Source organism: Inconstantimicrobium porci (assembly GCF_009696465.1).
GTDB lineage: Bacteria > Bacillota > Clostridia > Clostridiales > Clostridiaceae > Inconstantimicrobium > Inconstantimicrobium porci.
The window spans coordinates 56,827-72,976 of the sequence record NZ_VULX01000002.1 but is presented as its reverse complement, the minus strand read 5'-3'; the positions used below and the strand labels follow the sequence as shown (position 1 = coordinate 72,976).

The following is a 16,150-nucleotide window of genomic DNA, read 5'->3' as shown; positions in this document are numbered from 1 at the left end:
AAGGACTTATAAATATTCATTATCAATTATCAATGATCATTCTATTTTAGGTCTTCTAGTTTGCCTTTGCTTTTTAAGTGAGCGATTAGTTTTTCAGGGTCATTCATTATTAGTTCTTCAGGAAAGTTAATAGACTTAAGCATTTCTATAGTTTCATCAAATTTTGCAATGTAATCACAGTAATGAGCATCTGATGTTAATATTACTTTATTTCCGTATTTCATGCAAAGCTTCGCAACTTCAGTACAGAACTTTTTGCTACCGTTTCTTGACATTCCTGATACAGAAGAGTTATTAAATTCAATCATTATATCAAGTTCTTTAGCTTTTTTAACGATTGGTTCATAGTCTAGTTCGTAGTTTGGATTTCCTAAGTGTCCAACTATTTCGATTTTTTCACATTTATCTAAAGCGTTAAGTACTGCTTTAGTGTTAACTTCCTTGCTACTTGGTTCAAAGCATGGTTCATGAAGTGATACAATCATGTAATCTAGAGATCTGGCATCATGATCGTTCATATCTAAAGTTCCATCTTCTTTCATAATATTAGCTTCGCAACCTTTAAGAAGAGTAACACCATTTATAACTCTTGGAAGAACTCTCATATTACCAAAGTACCATCTGTGAGGAGCACCTGGCATAGATGGAGCATGTTCAGATGTTCCAAGTATTTTTATTCCATGTTGTGCACAGTAGTTTATGTTTTCTGTTAATGTTGTATAAGCATGTCCACTTACAATTGTATGAGTATGTAAATCTGATAAAAATTCCATAATGTGATTCTCCTTTTGTGTAAGATTGATATAATTATATTATATCAATAAATTGGTTTTTTATAAAATGGGGGATTAGTAATGAAGTATAAAGTAATTCTTGATAACATAACAAAAGAATTTAGATGCATACTTAGAGATAACCTCACAGGGATTTATGTACATGGCTCTATTGCTTTTGGATGTTTTAATTTTAAGAAGAGTGACATAGATTTTATTGTTGTAGTAAAGGATAAAATCTCACAGACTGAAAAGATGGCACTTATGAAAGTTATATATGATATGCAGGAGAGTTTTCCTGAAAAGGGAATTGAAATGAGTGTTGTACTTGAAGAATACTGCCGTAATTTTAAATGTCCTACACCCTTTGAATTACATTTTTCTAATATGCATTTAAAAAGATATGAGGAAGATCCTGATAATTACTGCAGGACTATGAATGGTGACGATATTGATCTTGCAGCACATTTTACTGTCATAAAAGAATGTGGATTAGTATGGTATGGAAAGAAAATTGATGATGTATTTGGTGATATTCCACAGAAGTATTATATGGATAGCATAAAAGATGACATCATGGAAGCAGAGAAGACAATTATTACTGAACCAATTTATACAGTTTTAAACCTTTGTAGGGTTCTTTCATATATTAAGACAGGAAAAGTTATGTCTAAACAGCAGGGAGGAATATGGGCTGCTGACAATCTTGATGAAAAGTATGTACATATTATTATCCAGGCGCTTCAGTGTTATGGCAGTGATGAAGAAATGCTCATAGATAAAAAGGAAAGCGGTGAATTCTGCAGCTTTATGTTTAAGCAGATCCTTATTGAAGAAAAGAAAAATGTACGTAATATTATCAAGGCTAAGAAAGAGGAGTTTCTTGGTGATGTCGGCAGAAAAGAAGAGTATGACAGACAGCTTGTATATAAACTTACATCAAGCGATATATATAAGAAGGCAGAGAATATTTTCTGCTATATTGGCATGAATGATGAGATAGATACTTCTATATTAATAGAGAAAGCTATAGAGGATGGTAAAAATATATCTGTGCCAAAGGTTACGGGGAAAATTACCATGGATGCAGTTATTATTGATTCTCTAGCTAAACTTAAACCAGTAAAGCCTTATGGTATCCTTGAACCGATTGATGATAAAGATAAAATGGATAAGATTGACCTTATAATAGTTCCTGGACTTGCTTTTGATAATCAGGGAGGAAGAGTTGGACATGGTGCAGGTTACTATGATTATTTTATAAAACGTCATAAGGAAGCTCATACAGTTGCACTATGTTATGATTTTCAAGTTATTGATAAAGTACCAGAAGAAGAACATGACGTTAAGATAGAGAAGATTATTTACTAGTGCAGAGTATTTTTTAATTAATGTTTTACACATCAGAACATATAATATTATGATAAAATTTAGCTATATTTATTGGAGAAGAAAGGAGATGATAAAATGAATGGCTTTGGTTATAAGGCGGTATGTAGCAGTAGTTCATATGTATTATCATATATTTCAGAGACACTACAGGATAACTGCGCCCTTTTTTAGGAAGTCATTTATTTATCATCTTTATTTATTTAGATAGTTAAATGAGTAAGCAGGACTCCTGTAGATAACATGGAACTTCGATTCCATGTTTTTTTATTTAATAAAAGATGATAGGAGTTTTTGATATGGTTAATATAAAGAAAAATATGAATAGTAGTATGGAGAGAAACGTCAGAGCAGACTATGTGTACTGTTTTCTTCATAACTTTGATATATCCAGTGCCATCTGGGTACTTTACATGGTGTTTAAAGGTTTGCCACTATATCAGGTGGGAATAGCCGAAGGTGTTTTCCATGTGTCGAGCTTCCTTTTTGAAGTGCCATCTGGAGCACTGGCAGATTTATTTGGCAGAAAGAGAGTAATAATAATAGGCAGAATACTTAGTGCTGTATCTGCTGTGATGATGTTCTTTTCCAGCAATGTGTTTTCTTTTTCAATAGCGTTTATAGTTTCAGCACTTAGCTATAATCTAAATTCGGGATCAGAAGAGGCACTTGTTTATGACAGTATGAAAGCTGTAAATAAAGAAGAGGCTTATATCAAGGTAAACAGCAGAATTAATATGATTATTGAGGTATCACAGGGAATGGCTACTTTTGCAGGGGGAGTGCTTGCACAGTACTCGTATTCAGTATGTTACATTACTGTTATAGTTATTTCACTTATATCAATACTTCCAGCATTGCTGTTTAAAGAGCCGGCAGTCTGCATTAAAGGTGAAAAAGAGGAAAGAGTGTCCCTTATAAATCACTTTAAGAAATGTTATCAGATATTAAAGGGGAATAGGGAGCTGCTTAAGGTACTTCTATATTTTCCAATGGTATTTACATTTAACACAATAGTTTATTATTACGGTCAACAGTATTTCAGTCTTCTTGGCTTTAATAAAATATCAATAAGTCTTATTATGCTGTTAAGTGGGTCGTTTTCAGTATTAGGGGCATTCAGTTGTGAAAAGGTAATATCAGTGTTAGGAGAAAAAACAAAATATGCAGCCTCAGTTCTTATGGGAATAAGTATAATTATTATAAGCTTAAATAATGCATTTCTCGCTGTAGCTTTCTTCGCAATAATGAATTATGCAAATTCGCTTTTATATCCAATACAGTCTAATTCCCTAAATAAGCTGATACCATCAGGACAGAGAGCAACAATCTTATCAATAGACAGCATGCTGTTTTCAATGTTTATGGTTTTGCTGTTTCCATTAAGCGGACTAATTGCAGACAAGCTTAACCTAAACTACACATTCTTTGGACTGGGTATTTTACAAATCACATTGATGATAATACTTTTAAGAAAAAAGAGATAGCTATATTGGTGAACATAACTAAGAATAAGCATAAAACTAAGCAAGAACAACAGGTTAAATCACGTTCAGTGATTTAACAGGAGGTTTGGAGGATTTGCCTCCATTAAAAAATGCCAGAAGGTTTATTACCTCTGGCATTTTTAGTTTTATATAAAAGTGCATTTAGAAATGCACTTTTTTCCTTTAGTTATCTAAGAGTTTTAAGACCTATGCAGAGCCTACTTGGAGCGTGTCGACGGAGGAGTCGGAATAGGTCTTAAAATCTCTTACTCGTGTTCTTTGTTTGCAACTTCAAGAACTATTCTGTTTACTAATTCATCAAGTTTAAGAGCACCTTCGTCTCCATTCTTTCTGCTTCTTACAGATACTTCTCTGTTTTCAGCTTCTTTTTCACCAACAACAAGGATGTATGGAGTTCTTTCTAATCTAGCTTCTCTTATTTTGTAACCGATCTTCTCAGTTCTAGTATCAATTTCAACTCTGATACCTCTTCTTCTTAATTCAGTAACAACTTCTTCAGCATATTCATTGTACTTATCTGATAATGGCAGAACCTTTGCCTGAACTGGAGCCATCCAAGTTGGAAGAGCACCTGCATATTTTTCTATAAGCATTGCTAGAGTTCTTTCGTAACATCCGATTGATGATCTGTGGATGATGTATGGAAGCTGTTTTTCACCATTCTGGTCAATGTAGTACATTCCGAATCTTTCAGCAAGAGCAAAGTCTATCTGAACTGTGAATAGAGTATCTTCTTTTCCATGAACATTTCTGAACTGAATATCAAGCTTTGGTCCGTAGAATGCAGCTTCATCATCAGCTTCAGTGAATGGGATATTTAAGTGATTTAATATTTTTCTCATTGCATTCTGAGTACTTTCCCAAGCAGCTGGATCATCTATATACTTTTCAGTGTTGTTTGGATCCCATTTAGAGAATCTGTAAGTTACGTCGTTTTCGATTCCTAAAGTAGTCATAACGTATTTTATTAAATCAACTACGCCTTTGAATTCTTCTTCAAGCTGGTCTGGTCTTACGATAAGATGTCCGTCAGCAAGCGTAAACTGTCTAACTCTTATAAGTCCGTGCATTTCTCCTGATGCTTCGTTTCTGAATAGAGTAGAAGTTTCAGCATATCTTATAGGAAGATCTTTGTAGCTGTGTTGTTCACTTAAGTATATAGCATATTGGAATGGACAAGTCATAGGTCTTAAAGCAAGAACTTCAGAATCCTTTTCTTCATCTCCTAAAACAAACATGCCATCTTTGTAATGATCCCAGTGTCCTGAAATTTTGTATAAGTCGCTCTTAGCCATGAAAGGAGTTTTTGTTAATACATAGCCTCTTCTTTCTTCTTCATCTTCAATCCATCTTTGAAGAACCTGAACAACTTTTGCACCTCTAGGCATTAATAGTGGAAGACCCTGGCCTACATTCTCATTAGTTGTAAAGAATTTTAATTCTCTTCCAAGTTTATTATGGTCTCTCTTCTTAGCTTCTTCAAGAGCTTCTAGGAAAGCGTCAAGTTCGCTTTTCTTAGGGAAAGCAGTTCCATAAATTCTGTGAAGCATTTTGTTATTTTCGTTTCCTCTCCAGTAAGCTCCTGTACATCTTGTTAATTTAAATGCCTTTAATGGTTTAAGAGACATTATATGAGGACCTGCACATAAATCTACAAGGCCGCCAACTTCATAGAATGAAATAACTTCGCCTTCTGGAAGATCGTTGATTAATTCAACTTTGTAGTTTTCGTTTCTTTCTTCCATAAGTTTTAAAGCTTCTTCTCTTGAAAGTTCAAATCTCTTTATTTCAGCATTTTCCTTAACGATTTTTTTCATTTCAGCTTCAAGCTTTTCAAGATCTTCAGGTGAGAATGAACCTTCCTTGTCAAAGTCATAGTAGAATCCATTTTCTATTGCAGGTCCGATTGCAAGTTTAGCTTCAGGGAATAATCTTTTTACAGCAGCTGATAATACATGAGAAGCTGTATGTCTGAATGCATCTTTTCCTTCCTGAGAATCAAATGTGCAGATGTTAAGAGCACAGTCTTCGTTAACAACTGTTCTTAAATCTACTACCTCACCATTTATTGTTCCGCAAAGAGCAACTCTTGCTAATCCTTCGCTGATGCTTTTTGCAATTTCAAGTACTGAAAGTCCAGCTTCAACTTCTTTAACTGAACCATCTTTTAAAGTAATCTTAATCATATAAAGAATCTCCTTTCATGTTGTATGTTGTTTTTGTTGTACTGCTGCATTGTAGTTGATATATTCATTTTAATTTAGCAGGTTAATGTATAATTTATATCGTATAATGTATAATTCAGGATAAAATTAGCAGCGTTGCGCTGGCTAATTTTAAAATCTTAATGGAGGACACCTCCAAGTCTCTGAAATTATTAACGCAAAGTGTTTTAAAGAGAAATGTGTTCTCTTTTGGGAACTCCATTAGGGAGTTCAATCCGAAATTATACATTATACTCTATACATTTTACATTGATATTAAATTCTCATCTTTTTGAGTGAATAAAATATTGTTCATAAAATAACTTCATGCAACAGTGATATGTGGTAAAAGTTGATAATAAAAAATCCCGTCTCTTTCTAAATAAATAGAAAGGGACGGGATATTACTCTCGTGGTTCCACCCTGATTGCTAATAATAATTAGCCACTCATGAAAATCGTAACGTGATTTTAAACGGGCTGTATTAAAGCCACTCAGAGGTAGTCTTCAGTTAAATACATTTAGAATGCTTACAGCCTAATGGCACTCTTCTCTTAAAAATGTGATATATAACCTACTGTCCTCGTCATCATTTTATAGTATAAGATAGATTATAAATATCATATTTTAATATGTCAACTTATAAATGAAAAATTCATAAATAAGAGTATTCTTTAAAATATATTCAGAATAAGAGGGGCTACACTAAGCGCCATATTGTTGTTGATATAGGCTGCTCATCAATAGTAACAAGTTGCATATTTAAGTATTGAATACCCAATTCTTTTTGATGTATGCTTAAAAATCCAGATAAACCTATATTGCTTGTACTAGGTTTGTATTTTGTTCCTGTAATCTTTTCGATTATTTTTATTGTTGAAATTTCACAGTATTCTTTATTTAAAGATCTTATTGCATGTTTAGCCTCGTATAATAAAAGATCATCTAAGTTCAACATGGTACTTTCACCTCCTTAATTAAATTCGTGTAAAAAGAAAAATAAATTGCTTCTTACATAAAAGAATATTCATGAAAGATAAAAAGAATTACTCTTTTATTAAAAAAATATTGAAAAAATGTCTTGCTTTTTTGAAAATCATTGTTTATAATAAGTCTTGTGATGCAGATGTGGCGGAATTGGCAGACGCACTAGACTTAGGATCTAGCGTTTTACGACGTGGGGGTTCGACTCCCTTCATCTGCACCAATTTTTTTGTGAATTTTGCGGAAGTGACTCAATGGTAGAGTGTCACCTTGCCAAGGTGAAAGTTGCGGGTTCGAGTCCCGTCTTTCGCTCCAAATAATAACCGTGTAAGATTTTATCTTGCGCGGTTTTTTCGTTATATATTTATTTGATTTAATCTATGTGTTTGAATATGAAATAAAGAGGTGTTTTATGATAGAAATAGGATGTAATTCATATTTCACAAATTCGTTGGTTGTAGATACATTATCAATCATTATTAAAAGTATATGTGATAATGAGTATAAAAATGATTATGTTGAAGAATCAATTTTAAATGATATAAAGAGTGATGTATACATAAAAGAAGTTTTATCATCATTTAAACTTAATGGGCTGGAATTTCTTGAATTTCTTATGTATATAGATGACTTTAATGATTTTGAACAATTCAGAAAGATTATACTTGAAAGTGATGAGGCTGAATATTTGTATATATTATCAGGATATATTGTGGATAAAACTTATATAAATCAATTGTTGAATGTGGAAAATGGACTTGTTTCGTTATTTAACAAAACAGAAATATGCAGCAGTATATTATCCTTTGAAATGATAATTAAGAATAGAGAGAGCATTGTTAATAGGATTATAGATTATATGAAATGTATGGTGACTGATAGTTTTATTAGTAATTATAAAAATATTACGAAGTCTGATTGTAAAGATATTGAGATGCTTAGTAAAATGCTTAGTATTAAGGCGCCGCTTGAAGTATCTCAGGATATTATGGGTAAGAAATTTTATAATAAGGGGCCTTATAACAAGTTTGTTTTTATTCATAGTAGTTTTATTACAAGGAAATGTATAAGATATTTTAAGCATGATCAAATTCTTGTTTATTCATCGCTTGCAGATACAATGAATTCTGAAGAAATTGCTAATGTATTAAGAGTAATATCTGATGCGACACGATTCTAGATAATAGATAGCTTGAGCGAAAACAATTCATTTACTGGAAAAGAGCTATCCGAAAAATTAAATTTATCAAAGCCTACTATATCTCATCATATAGATATCTTAAAGGAAGCAGGCTTAATTAATGAAGAGAGAAATAAAAATTCAAAATTATATAGTTTGAATTATAAAAGAATGAATGATTTTATAAGAGTGTTTTCTGATAAATTCAAGAGATGAGTTTTTAGGTGATATATAGAAAATGACTGTAGGATTACTAATTATTTAGCAAATCTGCAGTCTTTTTTTGTTTTGTAATTGACAAAAAGAAGAAAAAGGAGCAAGTTATACAAATATCTAATTAGGTACACATAAAACTTATTTTTAAGGGGGAGGTTTCTATGGAAAAAATAATTAGAGTAAATAATCTTATTTTCGGTGGAGAGAGGGGATTGTATTGGAGATTATCTGCAGAAGAAAATATGAAGTATTTTGGAGATTTATATAGGATACCTGATGAAGAACTTAAACAGAGGATACCATATCTTATTGATATTGTTGGCTTGTCCGGAAGGGAAAAAGAAAAGGTAGAGAATTTTTCAAAAGGAATGAAACAGCGTCTTCAAATTGCTAGAAGCCTTATCAATAAGCCAGAAGTATTATTTCTCGATGAACCTACAATTGGACTTGATCCTGTAGGTGCAAGAGAACTAAGAAGTATTATCCTAAAGCTAAAAAGCATAGGGACTACTGTAATACTAACAACTCATTATATGTATGAGGCATATGAGCTATGTGACAGAATAGCGTTAATAAATAAAGGTGAGGTAATAGATGTAGATACATCACGTAATTTGAAAATTAAATATATAGGCAATGGTGAGCTGTTCGGTTTATATAATTATTAGCAGGCTGCTGTTCAAACGAATTGATAGAAAAACAAGAATAGATGGGACTTTGGGGGTGAGCTAAGTGAACGTAGTTAGAAGGCTATATAGAAATGCTCTTTATTCATTTAAAGGTCTTTATGGTTTTTTGGAGCCAAAAACATATATATTTATTATTGAATGTTTCTTCTATGATTCTAATGTGTCTTTCTGGCGTGGATTTTCCAATAGAAAAGCTTCCTGTTATGCTTCAAGTATTTTCTAGAGTATTGCCACTTACGAATGTTTTAAAGGCTTCTAAGATTATAATGGCAGGTAACATTAATGTTATGGCATATATTTTAAGAGAAATAAGCATAGGCGTTATATATGTTATAGTTGCATTTATATTGTTTAAGATTATGGAAAAACTAAGTATTAAAAAAGCATTAATAGACTTATATTAAGATATATTTATAAAATGATCAGCAGCCAGTACTGCTGATCATTTTATAGTTTTAGAAGTGTTATTTTACATTGAAATGTAAACGTTCAGATGGTATTATATAAGTATAGATAGTAAATAATTTATATGAATTAAGTTAGGGTGTGATAAGATGATTTCAAAATATAATTCAGCAGACTATTGGAGTAAGATAATAGAAAAAAATAAAACTTATAAAGGAAAAATTTTTTTAGAAGAACCTATTACAGAAAAAACAGTATATATTCATACTATTGTTTTTAATAAAGAATCTGGATTGGAAAATGTTTGGGCACCTATACCTAATTTAAAGATGCTTCTAGGATATATTCAGTATTGTTTTCTGCCTGTTGCATATCAAAAATGGTTTGATGGAAGAGAAGGCAATATTTCAAAAACTCATTTTAAAGAAGTTAAGCAAATCGTAAAAGAGATGTCTAGAAAAAAATCCGAATATAGAGAAGAACTAAAAAATATAAAAAGAGATATTGATGAAATGAAAAAACTTTGGGACATGCCTATTGAAAAACTTCCAAGAGCTTTAAAACATTTTTGTAGAGAATTTAATAAAACATGGATTGGTGACAGTAATGAATTTATATATATAAAGATACTTGTTACACCATCAGAACTTCTTGATTTCATAAATTACACACAGAGCATGGTTTCTTCAGATACAATGGAAGAAATGATAGGAATAAGCCAAGACGAACTACAGGATATATGTGAAAATGCAGCTAATGATCCTGATAAAGCTGACAAGCTTAAGAAAGTTTTATCAGTAGATTTAGTAGAAATGGTTTAGTGAAGAACAAACTTTATAAAATGTTTGACAAATTAAAAAATGATGATTATAATAATACACGTGGTAAGGAGCAGTCCTTATTACGTGTGTTGTGCGTTTTTAGCTCAGCTGGATAGAGCAACGCCCTTCTAAGGCGTGGGCCAGGGGTTCGAATCCCTTAAAACGCACCATTTTTATGTCAAGTTTTTGAATTACAGCCGTTGAGCTTTGGATAATTAAAAAATAAGACAAGTTATTGAAAAGTTTTTAAAAAAAGTGTTTGCAATTTTTAAAAACTATGATATAATAAGTTTCGTTGTGACACTTAGTGATGGGGTATCGCCAAGCGGTAAGGCACTGGACTCTGACTCCAGCATTCCGCAGGTTCGAATCCTGCTACCCCAGCCATTTAATAAAATAATTTTATTAAACAAATTTTGATGAAACAACAACTGTGGGTTAAAATACACATTTTACCTGCGGGTGTAGCTCAGTGGTAGAGCCCTAGCCTTCCAAGCTAGTTATGCGGGTTCGATTCCCGCCACCCGCTCCACATGGGTTATTAGCTCAGTTGGTAGAGCACCTGACTCTTAATCAGGGTGTCCGGAGTTCGAGTCTCCGATGACCCACCAAATTTTAAAAGGATCTATGCAAGTATTGCATAGATCCTTTCTACGTTAAAGAAAAAATAAATTATTAATTAAGCAGGCGTTCTAAATCTTTGATTTGGAATGCCTGCTTATGTGTTGTTTTTAATAAATTTATAATTTTTCAAGCATACATATTGCTTGAGAAGAAATACCTTCACAAGTGCCTGTAAAACCAAGGCCTTCTTCAGTGGTGGCTTTTACACTTACATCATTTATAGAGATATCTAAAGCTTCAGCTATATTTTTTCTCATTTCAGATATATATGGAGCCATCTTTGGTTTCTGGGCTATTATTATTGAATCTAAGTTAGAAACATTATAGCCTTTTGTTTTTATGAGACTATTAACTTCCTTAAGAAGCTTTAGGCTGGAAATTCCCTTATATCTGTCATCAGTATCAGGAAAGTGTTTTCCAATATCACCCAAAGCTAAAGCACCAAGGATAGCATCCATAATAGCGTGAAGAAGAACATCTGCATCAGAATGACCTAATAATCCTTTTTGGTGCGGAATTTTTACACCGCCTAAAATTAAATCTCTGTTTTCTACTAGTTTGTGAACATCATATCCTAAACCAATTCTCATATTGTCACCTCGTTAACAATTTTATATAGCTATTGTATCATATATAAAAATTATAACCAAACAATAAAATGTTAACGTTACCAATAGAGGCTAAATAATCCTGTCTTGCTTTAAATAGATGACTTTTGAATCAGGATAATAATGATTTATTTTAAAAAGGTTGTATATTTTGCTAAAGATTGATTTAAAAAAATTGTTTACTACACTGTTTCTGCTGGTAGCTACTTTTGATTTAAAATTAACATAAATAATCTTATCCTGCATAAAGAACACTCCTTAAAATAAACTTCTTTATATCATTATATCATAAATTTTATATTTATGACAAAAAAAGGGAGTTAATTTGAAAAATTAGTTCACATAAAAATATGTATGATGTAAAATTAATTTAGAGTACTTTTCAAAGTGGAGGAGATATGAAAGATAAAATTATTAATATTATAGCTATACTTTTAATTGTAACAGGAATAAGTCTAATTGGTTATATTGTGTATTCAAAATATGAATCATCTAAAGATCAGGATAAAATGAAAACTGAATTTTATAATATAATTCACGAGTCTTCAGATAAAAATAAAGCTAAAGACAGCAAAGCAGGAAATACAGAGAAGTATGAGGGACCAAAACCTATTGCATTATTAAAAATACCAAAGATAAATGTAGAGGTAGGTGTCGCAGAAGGTACATCTGATTATGTTTTAAGATATGCTGCTGGACATTTTGAAAATACGGCACAACCAGGAGAGAAGGGTAATTTTGCAGTAGCAGGACATAGAAATCTTGTCTATGCTGACTATTTTGCGGATCTTGACAAGCTTGTTAAAGGAGATAAGGTGATTGTATCAACTAAGGATGGCGATTATACTTATATAGTTGAAAAAAACTTTATTGTTTCTCCTGAACATAGTGAAGTTTTGAATAAAACAGATGATGCTACAATTACAATGGTAACATGTACATTTGGAGCAAAGAACAGAATTATCGTTACAGGAAAATTACAAAAGTAAAGAGGATAAATTTATGAATGAAGAAATATTTGATAGAAATAAGTTGAAGTTTACAAATAAAAAAACAATAAAGCTTGTTGAAAATAAAAATGATGTAGATAAGAAAAAGGAAGCAATATCATTTTTGAATAAGCAGTTAAGGCTATATAATCTTGATATCAAAAAACTGTATAATAATATACCTGAGTATTCTGCGAGAAACGTACTGCTTAATATAGCTTGTTATGTGGCTGAAGATGAAGAACTTATTGATATTGTAACAAGAAGAAGAGAAATTCCATATATAAAGTTCGCAAAAAGAACTGGTGAATCTAAGAAATTTATTGAAAAATATAAGGATTATCTTATGCTTTATATCCTGCTTATACATAATAATAAGTATAAGTGTATACAGAACTATCTGGCTATAGTGGATGGAAGAGAAGAGTCTACTGATATTGTAGTTGTAGAACATGAAAAGAATGATAAGATAACTGGACTTGTTTTGAAGAAGAACAGCAGATATGCAATAGTTATCACTCATAGTGGTGAAATAGTAAGGGTAAAGCATCAGTCATCAAGTATAGGTTATGAAGTTACAGGACGTGAAAAGAAAGGGATAATGTATTATTCAAGACAGATTGTAGCACTTGTATTGATTTTGGTTATTGCATTTTCCAGTGTATATTATGTATATAATAAGCCTAAAACTACAATATTAATTTCGGGAACATCTACATTCAAGCTTGAAGTTAATAGATATTCTAAAGTAATAGATATTGCTTCCAAAACTACTAAGGGCAAGAGAGTTATATCTGGTATGACTTATCAGTATCAGGATATAGATTATGTTTTAAATGAGCTTACTACAGAAATAATAAATAATAAAATGGTTCCCGAAAATTCTGAGATAGGCATAATTGTTAGTGGTGATAGGCTTAAAAATATTGATTTTAGACTTATGGAACAGACTGTGAAAGATAAGAATACTGAAAATAAAACCAATGTAAAGATAAGAATTAATAACGGCGGTCTTATGAAATAGTATATATGAAAGGAAAATCTTAATGATAAAACAATTTGCAATAACACATGAAGAAAAGAGCAGTGAAGTAAGATTAAACAAATATATAAGTGAGTCTGGATTTACTTCAAGAAGAGAAGCAGATAAGCTTATAGAAAGTGGTAAAGTTAAAGTTAATGGAGAAACTGCTGTTACAGGCTTAAAAGTAAGCAGTGGTGATGTTGTGGAAGTGTGCGGAAAAGTAATCAGAAATCATCAGAAACCTGTATATATTGCGCTGAATAAACCTGTTGGAATAACATGTACAACTGAAAGCAAGGTCAAAGGAAATATTGTTGATTTTGTAAAGCATAAGCAGAGAATATTTCCAATAGGCAGACTTGATAAGGATTCACAGGGGCTTATATTTCTTACTAACGATGGTGATATAGTCAACAAGATTTTAAGAGCAGGCAATAATCACGAAAAGGAATATATAGTTACTGTTAATAAGAATATAAATCCTGAATTTATCAAAGGAATGTCAAATGGGGTGCCTATACTTGGTACTGTGACAAAGAAGTGTAGAGTAACTCAGGAAAACAAAAGAACTTTCAGAATAATACTTACACAGGGGTTAAACAGACAGATAAGAAGAATGTGCGAGTACTTTGGATATACTGTAACAAAGCTTGAAAGAGTAAGAATAATGAATGTTAAACTAGGCAAACTTAAGATAGGCCAGTGGCGTGATCTTACTCCACAGGAACTGAAAGAGATAAATAATCTTATAAAGAGTTCTAAAAAAGAAGCTGAATAAAATGAATTTAGATTTTAAGATTTAAAATTTAAAATTAAATGATAAAATCCGTGCGGATGCACGGATTTTTGTTTTATGTAATTTTTGAATTCCCGATTGGAAGTTCAATCCGAAATTATACATTATACATTTTAAATTATACATTATTGAGGGTCTCTTGGTGCTGTTGTTAGCTTCTTGATGAACTGGTCCATAGTATAGTTGTTGCTTACATATAATCTATCTATATTGTAGTTGTTATCTTTCTTATCTGCCATGGCACCATCAAGTGAAAAGCCTAATTTGTATCCTGCATTTTTTGCTGCTGTTCTTGTGTTTTTGTTTGATTCACCATAAGGATAAGCTATATATTCAATAGGTTTTCCAATTATTGATTCAAGCTTTTCTTTTGCAGTCTTCATTGTCTCAAGCTGTTTTTCTTCAGTAAGTGTTGCCAGATGTTCATGCATTGCTGTATGGCTCTGAATTTCAAATGCATCGCTGTCAGACATTTCTTTAAGCTGCTTTTCGTTAACATATAGTTCATTGTTAAGCATTCCTGAAATCATAAACATTGTAGCATGAAGATCAAGTTCCTTAAGTATAGGCATTGCATAAGTGTAGTTCCCTATGTAGCCGTCATCAAATGTTATAACTACAGATTTTTCTGGTATTTTTTTGTCTTCTTTAAGGAAACCATAAAGTTCATCCATAGTTAGTGTAGTGTATTTATTGTCCTTAAGATACTGCATCTGTTCCTTAAATTTTACTGGATCCATAAGCATATCATTTGTTTGTTTAGGATTTACATCATGATAACATAATACAGGCACAGTTATGTCGCCATTAGTTAAGGTAAGACCTTCAAATCTATCAGTTTTCTTTGTATTATTCTTCTCAGCAGCATTTTTCTTTTCAGTTTTATTTGAATCAGTATTTGTTGTGTTTTTATTATTAGTCACTGATGATAACTGTGTAGAAGTATCCTTATTATCAAGTCCTTCAGCAGAATCTTTCTTTATACCGATTACGAGTACTGCTGCTAAAATTATTAATAAAGAAAATAAGATTATATTTCCTGAGTTTTTCTTGTTAAATTTCAAAATATCAACTCCATTTTTGTTTTATTGTTTATTTTTGGGTGAAGATAGTTTTTCTTTAAAACTGTCAAAATTATCACTGTTTGTTATTGGAATTCTATCAATGCTCAATAGATTATCGCTTTTATCTGCCATTGCTCCAGAAGTATTGAAAGCCATCTTAAAGCCTGACTGTTTGATAATGTCTAAAGATGAATCAGCATTGAATCCTATAGGGTAAGCAAGGTAATCTGTGTTTTTCCCTGTTACAGCTTCAAGCCTGCTTTTAGATGCAGACAGCGCATTCTTTAGGGCATCGCCTTTTAACGATGTAAATGAATTTCTGTTTGGTCCATTTGACTGAATAGAAATATTATTGTTTATCATATCTTTTATCATAGCAGATGTTAAATAATCACTATGATCAATAAAGTCTGTAGAAATAAAAACTGTAGCCTTAAATCCAAATTCCTTTAATATTGAGTATGCATCACGAGCGGTGCTTGAGAATCCGTTATCTATGGTAATAAGAACTGGCTTTTCAGGCAGCTTTTTGCTGTTTACAAGGTAATTATATAAATCATCAATAGTTATTGGGTTATAATTTATATTTTTTAAATAATACATCTGACTTCTAAAGCTGTTAGGTGATACGTTATGAGAATTTATAGCCTGATATTCCAGTACAGGAATTGATATATCAGCTGTTGTCTTATTATCAGTTTTTGATGAAGTCTTCTTGGAAGAAGAATTAGTATTGCTATTTTGAGAAGCAGTATTTTTATTGTTTTTTGAATCAATTCTGCCGACATTTACCACATATGCAGTAGATGTGATAAGTATGCCAAGTAACACTATAAGGCAGGATATTTGTTTTCTGTATCTCATATTTTCACCATC

At 31.7% G+C, this 16,150-nt stretch carries 17 protein-coding genes, 6 tRNA genes and 1 other annotated feature; of the genes, 16 read left to right on the top strand and 7 right to left on the bottom strand.

All coding sequences use genetic code 11. The annotated features are described in order from the left end of the window. Positions 1 to 41 precede the first annotated feature (41 nt). Positions 42 to 773, bottom strand: a complete 732-nt coding sequence (locus FYJ33_RS02665; protein ID WP_154530229.1) for a phosphatase — start codon at positions 771 to 773, stop codon at positions 42 to 44. 81 nt (positions 774 to 854) lie between these two features. Here FYJ33_RS02665 and FYJ33_RS02660 point away from each other — a divergent pair, with 81 nt between their 5' ends. Both FYJ33_RS02660 and FYJ33_RS02655 read left to right on the top strand, forming a co-directional pair. Further along, the gene (locus tag FYJ33_RS02660; protein WP_154530228.1) at positions 855 to 2,144 is read left to right on the top strand and encodes a 5-formyltetrahydrofolate cyclo-ligase; all 1,290 of its coding nucleotides are present in this window, start codon (positions 855 to 857) and stop codon (positions 2,142 to 2,144) included. 317 nt (positions 2,145 to 2,461) lie between these two features. Beyond that, entirely contained in the window at positions 2,462 to 3,649 is a 1,188-nt protein-coding gene (locus FYJ33_RS02655) for an MFS transporter (RefSeq protein WP_154530227.1), read from the top strand. 266 nt (positions 3,650 to 3,915) lie between these two features. Here FYJ33_RS02655 and thrS read toward each other — a convergent pair whose 3' ends face one another. Next, complete coding sequence (gene thrS / locus FYJ33_RS02650; RefSeq protein ID WP_154530226.1) at positions 3,916 to 5,856, bottom strand: threonine--tRNA ligase; 1,941 nt, start codon at positions 5,854 to 5,856, stop codon at positions 3,916 to 3,918. Between the two features lie 407 nt (positions 5,857 to 6,263). Next, positions 6,264 to 6,473: a binding site (T-box leader), on the bottom strand. A gap of 101 nt (positions 6,474 to 6,574) precedes the next feature. After that, positions 6,575 to 6,832, bottom strand: a complete 258-nt coding sequence (locus FYJ33_RS02645) for a hypothetical protein (protein WP_154530225.1) — start codon at positions 6,830 to 6,832, stop codon at positions 6,575 to 6,577. 164 nt (positions 6,833 to 6,996) lie between these two features. Between FYJ33_RS02645 and FYJ33_RS02640 the strand changes: the two genes are divergently transcribed. The 11 genes from FYJ33_RS02640 to FYJ33_RS02590 all read left to right on the top strand — a co-directional run bounded on the left by FYJ33_RS02640 (position 6,997) and on the right by FYJ33_RS02590 (position 10,780). After that, positions 6,997 to 7,081, top strand: a tRNA-Leu gene (locus tag FYJ33_RS02640). Between the two features lie 17 nt (positions 7,082 to 7,098). Beyond that, positions 7,099 to 7,173, top strand: a tRNA-Gly gene (locus tag FYJ33_RS02635). A 97-nt stretch (positions 7,174 to 7,270) separates the two neighbouring features. Beyond that, positions 7,271 to 8,038, top strand: a complete 768-nt coding sequence (locus tag FYJ33_RS02630) for a hypothetical protein (protein WP_154530224.1) — start codon at positions 7,271 to 7,273, stop codon at positions 8,036 to 8,038. A 12-nt stretch (positions 8,039 to 8,050) separates the two neighbouring features. Continuing rightward, positions 8,051 to 8,254 carry an ArsR/SmtB family transcription factor gene (locus FYJ33_RS02625; protein WP_154530223.1) on the top strand — a complete coding sequence of 68 codons (204 nt, stop codon included), beginning with the start codon at positions 8,051 to 8,053 and terminating at the stop codon, positions 8,252 to 8,254. Between the two features lie 161 nt (positions 8,255 to 8,415). Continuing rightward, a complete protein-coding gene (locus FYJ33_RS02620; RefSeq protein ID WP_154530222.1) occupies positions 8,416 to 8,922 on the top strand; it encodes an ABC transporter ATP-binding protein in 507 nt (168 codons plus the stop codon). Between the two features lie 170 nt (positions 8,923 to 9,092). Next, a complete protein-coding gene (locus FYJ33_RS02615) occupies positions 9,093 to 9,347 on the top strand; it encodes a hypothetical protein (protein WP_154530221.1) in 255 nt (84 codons plus the stop codon). A 150-nt stretch (positions 9,348 to 9,497) separates the two neighbouring features. Continuing rightward, complete coding sequence (locus FYJ33_RS02610) at positions 9,498 to 10,169, top strand: hypothetical protein (protein WP_154530220.1); 672 nt, start codon at positions 9,498 to 9,500, stop codon at positions 10,167 to 10,169. A gap of 93 nt (positions 10,170 to 10,262) precedes the next feature. Continuing rightward, a tRNA-Arg gene (locus FYJ33_RS02605) sits at positions 10,263 to 10,339 on the top strand. Positions 10,340 to 10,480: 141 nt separating this feature from the next. After that, a tRNA-Gln gene (locus FYJ33_RS02600) sits at positions 10,481 to 10,556 on the top strand. Between the two features lie 71 nt (positions 10,557 to 10,627). Continuing rightward, positions 10,628 to 10,701: transfer RNA gene (locus tag FYJ33_RS02595), tRNA-Gly, on the top strand. Between the two features lie 3 nt (positions 10,702 to 10,704). After that, positions 10,705 to 10,780: transfer RNA gene (locus tag FYJ33_RS02590), tRNA-Lys, on the top strand. Between the two features lie 129 nt (positions 10,781 to 10,909). On the opposite strand, the gene ispF is transcribed toward FYJ33_RS02590, so the two are convergent. Both ispF and FYJ33_RS02580 read right to left on the bottom strand, forming a co-directional pair. Beyond that, complete coding sequence (gene ispF / locus FYJ33_RS02585; RefSeq protein WP_154530219.1) at positions 10,910 to 11,383, bottom strand: 2-C-methyl-D-erythritol 2,4-cyclodiphosphate synthase; 474 nt, start codon at positions 11,381 to 11,383, stop codon at positions 10,910 to 10,912. Between the two features lie 90 nt (positions 11,384 to 11,473). Beyond that, positions 11,474 to 11,647, bottom strand: coding sequence for a hypothetical protein (locus FYJ33_RS02580; RefSeq protein WP_154530218.1), 174 nt, complete (start codon positions 11,645 to 11,647; stop codon positions 11,474 to 11,476). Between the two features lie 152 nt (positions 11,648 to 11,799). Here FYJ33_RS02580 and FYJ33_RS02575 point away from each other — a divergent pair, with 152 nt between their 5' ends. Genes FYJ33_RS02575 through rluF form a run of 3 tightly spaced genes read left to right on the top strand, consistent with a single transcriptional unit; the run spans position 11,800 to position 14,192 of the window. Next, entirely contained in the window at positions 11,800 to 12,390 is a 591-nt protein-coding gene (locus FYJ33_RS02575) for a sortase (protein ID WP_154530217.1), read from the top strand. A 13-nt stretch (positions 12,391 to 12,403) separates the two neighbouring features. After that, a complete protein-coding gene (locus FYJ33_RS02570) occupies positions 12,404 to 13,414 on the top strand; it encodes an anti-sigma factor domain-containing protein (protein ID WP_154530216.1) in 1,011 nt (336 codons plus the stop codon). Positions 13,415 to 13,436: 22 nt separating this feature from the next. After that, positions 13,437 to 14,192 carry a 23S rRNA pseudouridine(2604) synthase RluF gene (rluF, locus tag FYJ33_RS02565; RefSeq protein ID WP_154530215.1) on the top strand — a complete coding sequence of 252 codons (756 nt, stop codon included), beginning with the start codon at positions 13,437 to 13,439 and terminating at the stop codon, positions 14,190 to 14,192. A gap of 143 nt (positions 14,193 to 14,335) precedes the next feature. Here rluF and FYJ33_RS02560 read toward each other — a convergent pair whose 3' ends face one another. Continuing rightward, positions 14,336 to 15,274, bottom strand: a complete 939-nt coding sequence (locus tag FYJ33_RS02560; RefSeq protein ID WP_154530214.1) for a polysaccharide deacetylase family protein — start codon at positions 15,272 to 15,274, stop codon at positions 14,336 to 14,338. A 21-nt stretch (positions 15,275 to 15,295) separates the two neighbouring features. After that, complete coding sequence (locus FYJ33_RS02555) at positions 15,296 to 16,138, bottom strand: polysaccharide deacetylase family protein (RefSeq protein WP_154530213.1); 843 nt, start codon at positions 16,136 to 16,138, stop codon at positions 15,296 to 15,298. Positions 16,139 to 16,150 lie beyond the last annotated feature (12 nt).